The following is an 8,466-nucleotide window of genomic DNA, read 5'->3' on the forward strand; positions in this document are numbered from 1 at the left end:
GGTGATGTTCGCATCGGGGTCCGACATTTCAGCGTGGCATCAGTCCCGAGATCGGCCAACCGATTTTCCGCCACGTCCACAGCCAACAACCTCGAGTAACCTCGAGGTCAAGAACCCCCGCACACCCCCGAACGCACCGCACACGACATCGGCGCCCAGATTCCCGGGCGCCGATGGCCGTTGCTTCAATTCTACCGTCGTATAACCCGAGATCAGACGGTCATCTGCGCCGAGTCCACCGGCGCGTCCGGGAAGTCCTGCTGCTGATGGCCGCCGCGCAATGTGCCCTCCAAATACGCGGCGCGGCAGGCGCGCCGGGCGATCTTGCCGCTGGACGTGCGCGGAATCGAGCCTGCCGGAACCAGCAGCAGATCGCGCACCGTGACGCCGTGGCGCTGTGCGATCGCGCCGCGCACGATATCGGCGATCGGCTGCGGATCCAGCTTCGCCGCACCGGTACCGCGTTCGGCCACGATGACCAACTGTTCCGAGGTGTCATCGGCATCGAAAGCGAGTCCGGAATGGCTGCCCTGTTCGAATACCGATGCGGGCAATTGATTCGCGGGCACCGAGAATGCCGCGACGAATCCGGGCCGAAGTGCGGTGCTGGATTCCTGCGCCGAGAATTCCAGATCCTGCGGGTAGTGGTTGCGACCGTCGACGATCACCAGATCCTTCACCCGGCCGGTGATATACAGCTCGCCGTCGAGGTAGACACCGAAGTCGCCGGTGCGCATCCACTTCGCGTCCGGATCGGTGCCCTGTGCGTGACTGCCCTCCGGTAGTCGCTGCGCCAAGATGTTGTGGAAGGTCGCGGCGGTTTCATCCGGCCGACCCCAGTACCCGATGCCCATATTGTCGCCGTGCAGCCAGATTTCGCCGACTTCGCCGTTACCGCGCTCGATGCCGGTTTCCGGATCGACGATCACCGCCCACTGCGATAGCGCCACATAACCGCAGGACACCTGCGCGAGCGAATTCTGCGTGCCCTTGGGCACTTCCACCATCCGGCCCGCATTGAGCTCATGGCGATCGACGTAGACGACTTTCGCCTCGTCCTGGGCTTTGGTCGCGGAAACGAACAAGGTCGCCTCGGCCATGCCGTAGCACGGCTTCAGCGCGGTCTTCGGCAAACCGTACGGCGCGAACGCCTCGTTGAATTTCTGCATCGACGACACCGAAACCGGCTCGCTGCCGTTTATCAGCCCGATCACATTCGAAAGATCCAGTTCCTCATCGGTTTTCGGCTTACCGCGGGCCGCCGCATGTTCGTATGCGAAATTCGGTGCGGCCGCGAAAGTTCCGGCGCCGTCGGAGGCGGCGGCCAGTTCCTTGATCCAGCGATACGGCCGCCGCACGAAAGCGCTCGGCGACATGATCGTGATGAATCCGCCGCCGATGGTCGGCAGGATCACAGACAGCAGACCCATATCGTGGAACAGCGGCAGCCAGGTGACGCCACGCGAATTCTCCTGTACCCCAATGGCATCGATCATTTGCAGCAAATTGGTGCCGACCCCGCGGTGGGTGATCTCGACACCGGCCGGGGTTCTCGTGGAGCCCGAGGTGTATTGCAGATAGGCGACACTGTCGATATTGATTTCCGGTCGCACCCAGGTCGAGCCGACACTGTCCGGAATCGCGTCCACCGCGATAATCCGCGGACGCTGGGCCGCCGGGAGGTGCCGGAAAAAGTTACGAACACCCGCGGCGGCCGAACCGACGGTCAGAATCGCCGATGGTTTGCAGTCATCGAGCACCGCGTGCAGGCGATCGGTGTGGCCCTGCTCCTCCGGATCGAACAGCGGCACCGCGATATTGCCCGCGTAAACCGCCGCGAAGATCGAGACGACGTAATCCAGCCCCTGCGGGGCCAGCACCGCCACCCGATCACCCTGCCGAGTCACCTGCTGCAGCCTGGCCGCGACGGCCCGCAGCCGCACGCCGAATTCGTGCCAGGTCAATTCGATGTACTCGCCGTCACGCTCGCGCGAGTAGTCGATGTAGCGGTAGGCGAGCTCGTCGCCGTTCTCCGCGCTGTGCTTGTCGACGAAGTCGATCAGGGTCTTGTCTTCACGGATTTTGATATTGCCCTGATCGTCCAAATAGTCGTCGAAGGTCTCGTCGATCATCGCCTTATCCTTTTGCCAACGCAGGCACTCGGGCCGTGCGATTACACCGAACACAGGTCGATTACGAAGCGTCGGGAAGGCTAGCAGGTGCGCCCACCCGATTTACTCAGTACCGCCCGAAGGCGATCGCGACGTTATGTCCGCCGAAACCGAACGAGTTGTTCACGGCGTAGTCGATTCGTCCGGGGCGGGCCTCGCCCTTGACCACATCGAGCTCGATTTCCGGATCCTGATTGTCCAGATTCAGCGTCGGCGGAACGATGCCGTCGCGCACCGAGAGCACCGTCAGCACCGATTCGAGGGCGCCGACCGCGCCGATCGAATGGCCCAGGGCGGATTTCGGCGCGTAGACCGAAACATGGTTGCCCACGGCGGCATTGATGGCCTGCGCCTCGGCGGTATCGCCGATCGGGGTCGCGGTCGCGTGCGCATTGACATGGCCGACATCGCTTTTGCTGATACCGGCCTTCTGTATGGCCCTGGTAATCGCCCGCGCGGCGCCCTTGCCCTCGAGATCGGGTGCGACCAAATGGAAGGCGTCGGAAGTGATCCCGGCACCCATCAGCCGTGCGTGAATCGTCGCGCCGCGCGCCTTGGCGTGCTCCTCGGTTTCGATGACCATCATCGCGCCCGCCTCACCGAAGACGAATCCGTCGCGATCCTTGTCGAACGGTCGCGAAGCGGCCCTCGGGTCCTCGTTGCGGGTGCTCATGGCGCGCATCATGGTGAACGCCGCGATCGGCACGGCCTGGATGGAACCCTCGACGCCGCCGGCGACCACCATGTCGGCATCGCCCATCACGATCATCTGCCAGGCATTGGCGATCGCCTCCGAACCCGACGAGCAGGCCGAGACCGGCGTCACCACACCCGCTTTCGCACCGAGCTCGAGGCCGACGCAGGCGGCCGATCCGTTGGGCATGATGCGCTGCACGGTAAGCGGTGACACCTTGCGGTAGCCGCCGTTCTGCAGCCGGTCGCGCGCGTAGGTGATGAATTCGCCGCCGCCGAGGCCGGTGCCGATGGCGACGCCGAGGCGGTTCTTGTCCACCTCCGGACTGCCCGCATTGCGCCAGACCTCACGGGCCAGCACCACAGCCATCTGCTCCACATAGGACAGCTGTTGCGTCTCCTGCCTGGTCAGACAATCCGCTGGCTTGACCTTCAGATGTCCGCCGATGCGCACGGGTAGCTCGAACTGCTCGATAAAGCTGTCCTCGAGGACATCGATGCCGCTTTCCCCGTTGAGCAGGCCCTTCCAGGTGGAATCGACATCACCGGCGATCGAAGTGGTCGCCGCCAGACTGGTCACGACAACGTTGGGATAGTTTCCGTTCTTGGTGGACGGAATCTGCATTTCGCTCACTTTCCTGGCGTCACTCTTGGGATAAACCGGGAACTGCGCGTGGAAGGCCATCGAACGACCGAGCAAACCGTGATTCGACCGGGAGCATCGCTCAGCCCATCCGGTCGGATCAGGTGCTCGACACACTACCGTGGCGGTCGCTGGTCGTCGCATTCAATGCTCGAGTAACCTGCTGAGCGGATACGCAGCGCTGGTGGTTCCGAGCGATCCGCGAGCAACCGCGAGAAGGGATGACTGTGACGGGCGGGCGGATGGTCGGGCTGTTCGCCGGTATCGGCGGGCTGGAGCTCGGCCTCGGGCGCCACGGCTGGCACACCGAGCTGCTGTGCGAGATCGATCCCGGCGCGCAGGCGGTGCTCGCCGCGCGCTTTCCCGGGATTCCGTTGCAGGGGGACATCACTCGGCTGCGTGCCCTGCCCGCCGGGACCGAGCTGGTCGCCGCCGGATTTCCCTGTCAGGACCTGTCGCAGGCCGGACGCACCGCGGGCATTACAGGTAAGCGCTCCGGTCTGGTGGACGAGGTGTTCCGGCTGGTGCGCCGTCAGCGTGGACCGCGCTGGCTGTTGATCGAGAATGTGCCGTTCATGCTGCAGTTGGGTCGTGGGGCCGCCATGCGGCACATCACGAGCGCGCTGGAGGAGCTCGGCTACACCTGGGCATACCGGTTGGTCGACGCGCGCGCGTTCGGGCTGCCACAGCGCCGTCAGCGGGTGCTGATGCTGGCCTCGCGCACCGAGGATCCGCGCCGGGTGCTGTTCGGCGACGATGCCGGACCGCTCGATCTCGGTGACCCGGAACAGGATCCGTGCGGCTTCTACTGGACCGAGGGTGTGCGCGGGCTCGGCTGGGCGGTGAATGCGATCCCGACGCTCAAGGGCGGTTCGGCGCTGGGCATCGCGAGTCCGCCCGCGGTGCGGTTGCCCTCGGGCGAGCTCGTCACGCCGGGCATCGTCGACGGTGAGCGGCTGCAGGGCTTCGACGCAGACTGGACCGAACCGGCGACCACGGCGCCCGGAATTCGGCACGGACATCGGTGGAAGCTGATCGGGAATGCGGTGAGTGTGCGGATGGCGTCCTGGGTCGGCGCGCGGCTGGCCGAGCCGCTCGACCCGATTCCCGGCGATGAGCCGTTGCCGCCGGGACGGCCGTGGCCGGTCGCCGCGTGGGGTCGCGCGGGTAACGCCTATCGGGTGCCGGTTTCGACCTGGCCGGTGCACGAGCCGTACGAGGACCTGCAGCATTTCCTCACCGATTCACGACTGCTCTCGGCGCGTGCCACCGCCGGGTTCCTGCGGCGCACCGGAATGGGCAATCTACGGTTCCCGCCCGGATTTCTGGCCGATGTGGAAAGTCATCTCGATCGGATGGGCGGCTGGGCGGCATGAGGTTCGGTACGTCATGAACCCGGCTCGGCATCCGCTCACCGACGCCGCGACCAGTGCGCGGATGGCCCGGCAGCGGCGGACCGGAACCCGGCCCGAACTCGCGCTGCGCCGGGAATTGCATCGGCGCGGACTGCGCTATTACGTCGATCGGGCACCGTTGCGCGGGCAGCGTCGGCGGGCGGATCTGGTGTTTCCCCGGCTGCGCGTCGCGGTGTATGTGGACGGATGTTTCTGGCATCGCTGCCCGCAGCACGCGACCGATCCGAAGAACAACGCGCAGTGGTGGGCGGACAAATTGCGCGGAAATGTGGCCCGTGACCGGGCCACCGATGCGGCGCTGGCGGCCGAGGGATGGCTGGTGATCCGTGTCTGGGAACACGAGGACGCCATTGTGGCGGCGGACCGGATCCAGACGGTATTGGCCGCGAGACGCTAGCTGACCCTCTCGAGCGACCTGCAAGCAGTCGCTAGCGGCGTTCCCGCACCCGGACCAGCGAGCGCGGCGCGTGCGCGGCCAGGTAGCCCGACACCGCCATTACCGTCAGCACCAGCATTCCGGCGATGGCCGTTGTGATTCCGATCATGGGGACCTCCTCAGTTGTACCAACCATCGCCGACGGACCTGACAGAACCCTGTGTTCGAGTTGGTAATGAGGTGTGTGGAAGACCGGTCGGTGCGGACACACGCATCTACTGTTGATCACCGGACCAACGAGGAGGCGGAGAATGGTCCAGTGACTGATAGCCGGAGGCTCGCCGAACGACACGTCCGGGTGGCCTGCGGGCTCATCGCGGCCGCGATCGCGATCGCCGGGCTCTGCTATTCGTCGTGGTTGCTCGAGTTCGTGCTGAAGATCGACGTCGATCCGGTCAACTCGTTCCTCAGCGAACTCGATGCCGTCGGCAAGCCGCATCGCGAGTTGTTCGCGACCGCCGACAAGATCGTCGGCGCATTGCTGATGCCTGCCGCGATCGCCGGGCTGCTGTTGTTTCCGCGCCGCAGATTCACCACCATCGGCTGGATCGCGCTGTTCTGCTTCGGCGCCGCGACCATCGGCGACGTGTTGCTCCCGCTGCGCGATTGCACACCGCAGGACAACGCCGAATGCGGCGGCGGTGGCAGCGAACTGTTCCCGCAATTGCATCAGCCGCACGCGCTGACCAGCACCATCGCGGTCACCGCTATCGCCATCGCGACCTTCGCGTTCAGCGTGGCCGCCTTCCGATATCACCGCTGGCGGATCCTGCGCGAGGCCGGTGTGGTGGTGCTGGTGATCGGGTCGGCGGCGACCGTGTGGATGTTGGTCGCCGACAACCTGACCGGCAATTACGCGCTCGGTATCGCCCAGCGGATCCAGGTCGGATCGATGTCGCTGTGGCTGATCACATTGGCGGCCGCGGTGATTCTGGAAGGCCGCGAGTGGGTCGAGAGTGATTCGAGTTAGTCGACCTTGATCGTGACCGTGTGAGTGTCGAGTTTCGCGGGCAGTTCGGCGGTGTCGACCTCGAGGATTTCGCCGGTGTCCTGCAGGCCGTTGGGCAGCGTCTTGGGTTTCAGGCCGAAGGGTGGCTGGTCGCCCTTGCTGGCGGCGAGGCCGAAATCGCTGTCGTTGGCGATGTAGAGGGTCTTACCGCCGTCGAGCGTCGCGACGCCCTCGATCTTGTCGTGACCGAAGAACTTGCCGTCGGCGTTCAGGCCGGTGACCAGGGCGGCGAAATCCAGGTTCGCGGTCTTGGCCGCGGGGGTGACGCCCGCTTTCTTCAGCGCCGCGGTCGCGTCATTCGTCGAGACGGCGCCGACCAGGGTTTCCAGCGGCTTGCCCTCGATCTGGAGACCGCCGCGTTCCGGATCGTATTGTGCGCCGGGGACCTTCGAGTCCGGACCGACGTCGGTGGCACCGGAGATATCGATGGTCCACAGCTTCTTATCGGCCTTCGGAGGCAGGGTGCCGTCGCGTTCATCGACCAGGAAAGTGGTGGCGCTCAGCGCGGTGATCTCGGAGTCGGCGACCTTCGTGGTCTTCGGATCCTGCAGCGGGAGCACGAATTCCTTGACCGCCTTGGTTTTCAGGTCGACGGTGACGATGCGGGTCATCGGCACGTCTTTGGCCGAACCGCCGAGGCCGGGGGTATTCAGGCCGCTCTGCACGACGCCGACGAGGGTGCCGCCGTCAGGGGTGATGGTCAGGCCCTCCATGCCCTGGTTCGGGGTGCGCAGCGAAAGTTCCCTGGGCAGACCGGATCCCGGGGCGAATCGCTCCAGTTCGCCGCCCTTGGCGTCGAAATGCACCAGGAACGGGCCGTATTCGTCGGAGACCCAGAAGGTTCCGTCGGACAGGGCGACCAGCCCCTCCGGGTCGAGGCCGTGGTCGGTGGGCGGCAGGACATTTCCGGCGAGATCCCTGATGGTTTCGCCGGTACTCACGGCGACATCGACCTGGCCGTTGAACGGGGTGCCGTTGGCGGTGTGCAGATCGATCGTCGATTGCAGGACCGCACGATTGCCGACCAGCTTGAATCGACCGATCTTCGGCACAAAACCCGGTGTCGGGGTGAGCTTCTCGTTCTTGCCAGGACCGTCCACGTTGGGGCCGCGATCGGTGAGTCCGTAGAACTCGCCCGGTGCGCCCGGCACCGGCGTCCATGCCGAGCCGTAACCGCTGGCCTGCACGGTGGTGCCGCCGAATTCGCCGAGCGGCGCAATGTCGGTGGTGTACAAGCGAACCGCGTCGGTGGTGGTGACCTTCAGCTCGTCGGTACCGGTGTAGCCCGCCTTCGGCTGGTAGACCAGTGCGCCGTCCAGGCGACGGGTCAGCGTGCCGTGTTCCGGATCGGCGATCGTCACGGCGGCGGTGCCACCGGTGGCGGCCAGCAGGTCGTCCAGGGAGATCACCAGCGGCTGGTCCTTGGCCACGGTGAAGTCGTCCTTGGTATCCGAGGACGAGCAGCCTGCGGCCAGCACGCCCACACAGAGGACGGCGACCGCGGTGATACGAGGGTGCGCTTTCATCGTGTCTGCCTATCGCAGACAGCCGACAAATGCCCTACGTCCGAATGACCAGTTGATGTCATGCTGTGGCCATGGGTGATCGGATGAACATCGCGTCGGGTTCGGAGTTCGAGGATATCGTCGGCTACTCCCGAGCGGTTCGCGTCGGCGATACGGTCGCCGTCAGCGGCACCACGGCATCGCTGCCCGGTGGCAATGCGGTGGGCGGCGACGATATCGGCGAGCAGACTCGAGAAGCACTGCGCCGCATCGGCACCGCGCTCACCGAGGCTGGTGCCGGCCTGGCCGATGTCGTTCGGACGCGGATCTTCGTCACCGATATCGCTCGCTGGCCCGAGGTCGCGAAGGCGCATGCCGAGGTATTCGGCGATATCCGTCCGGCCGCGTCGATGTACGAGATCAAGGCGCTGATCACGCCCGCGCTGCTGGTCGAGATCGAGGCGGACGCGATTTGTGCGACGGTTCCGGGTTCGGATCGCTAAGTGAGTGTCTGAGATCTCGATTGCGCGATGACATGGTCGGGACATGATGAGGTGTCGCGCAAGACCCTGATGACCGGGAGGTCGTTGGTCT

The 8,466-nt window shown here is 65.3% G+C and carries 7 protein-coding genes; 4 read left to right on the plus strand and 3 right to left on the minus strand.

The genetic code is table 11. The annotated features are described in order from the left end of the window. Positions 1–212: 212 nt before the first annotated feature. Both fadD32 and ACZ60G_RS20470 read right to left on the minus strand, forming a co-directional pair. On the minus strand, positions 213–2,132 hold the full coding sequence (fadD32, locus tag ACZ60G_RS20465) for a long-chain-fatty-acid--AMP ligase FadD32 (protein WP_465811593.1): 1,920 nt from the start codon (positions 2,130–2,132) through the stop codon (positions 213–215). Positions 2,133–2,238: 106 nt separating this feature from the next. Beyond that, positions 2,239–3,489 carry a KasA/KasB family beta-ketoacyl-ACP synthase gene (locus ACZ60G_RS20470; protein WP_465811594.1) on the minus strand — a complete coding sequence of 417 codons (1,251 nt, stop codon included), beginning with the start codon at positions 3,487–3,489 and terminating at the stop codon, positions 2,239–2,241. A 239-nt stretch (positions 3,490–3,728) separates the two neighbouring features. On the opposite strand from ACZ60G_RS20470, the gene ACZ60G_RS20475 reads away from it, so the two are divergent. The 3 genes from ACZ60G_RS20475 (at position 3,729) to ACZ60G_RS20485 (ending at position 6,328) form a co-directional block, all read left to right on the plus strand. After that, on the plus strand, positions 3,729–4,883 hold the full coding sequence (locus ACZ60G_RS20475; protein ID WP_465811595.1) for a DNA cytosine methyltransferase: 1,155 nt from the start codon (positions 3,729–3,731) through the stop codon (positions 4,881–4,883). Positions 4,884–4,896: 13 nt separating this feature from the next. Further along, positions 4,897–5,319 (plus strand): very short patch repair endonuclease, encoded by a 423-nt coding sequence (locus ACZ60G_RS20480; RefSeq protein WP_465811596.1) that lies wholly within the window; start codon positions 4,897–4,899, stop codon positions 5,317–5,319. Positions 5,320–5,617: 298 nt separating this feature from the next. Continuing rightward, the gene (locus ACZ60G_RS20485) at positions 5,618–6,328 is read left to right on the plus strand and encodes a DUF998 domain-containing protein (protein ID WP_433626736.1); all 711 of its coding nucleotides are present in this window, start codon (positions 5,618–5,620) and stop codon (positions 6,326–6,328) included. Here ACZ60G_RS20485 and ACZ60G_RS20490 read toward each other — a convergent pair. Further along, positions 6,325–7,893, minus strand: a complete 1,569-nt coding sequence (locus ACZ60G_RS20490; RefSeq protein ID WP_465811597.1) for an esterase-like activity of phytase family protein — start codon at positions 7,891–7,893, stop codon at positions 6,325–6,327. The two genes, ACZ60G_RS20485 and ACZ60G_RS20490, sit on opposite strands and share 4 nt — an antisense overlap. A 71-nt stretch (positions 7,894–7,964) precedes the next feature. Between ACZ60G_RS20490 and ACZ60G_RS20495 the strand changes: the two genes are divergently transcribed. Continuing rightward, a complete protein-coding gene (locus tag ACZ60G_RS20495) occupies positions 7,965–8,375 on the plus strand; it encodes a RidA family protein (protein ID WP_433758159.1) in 411 nt (136 codons plus the stop codon). The last annotated feature ends 91 nt before the right edge of the window (positions 8,376–8,466 follow it).

The sequence above is a fragment of the Nocardia sp. NPDC102475 genome, from assembly GCF_055584605.1.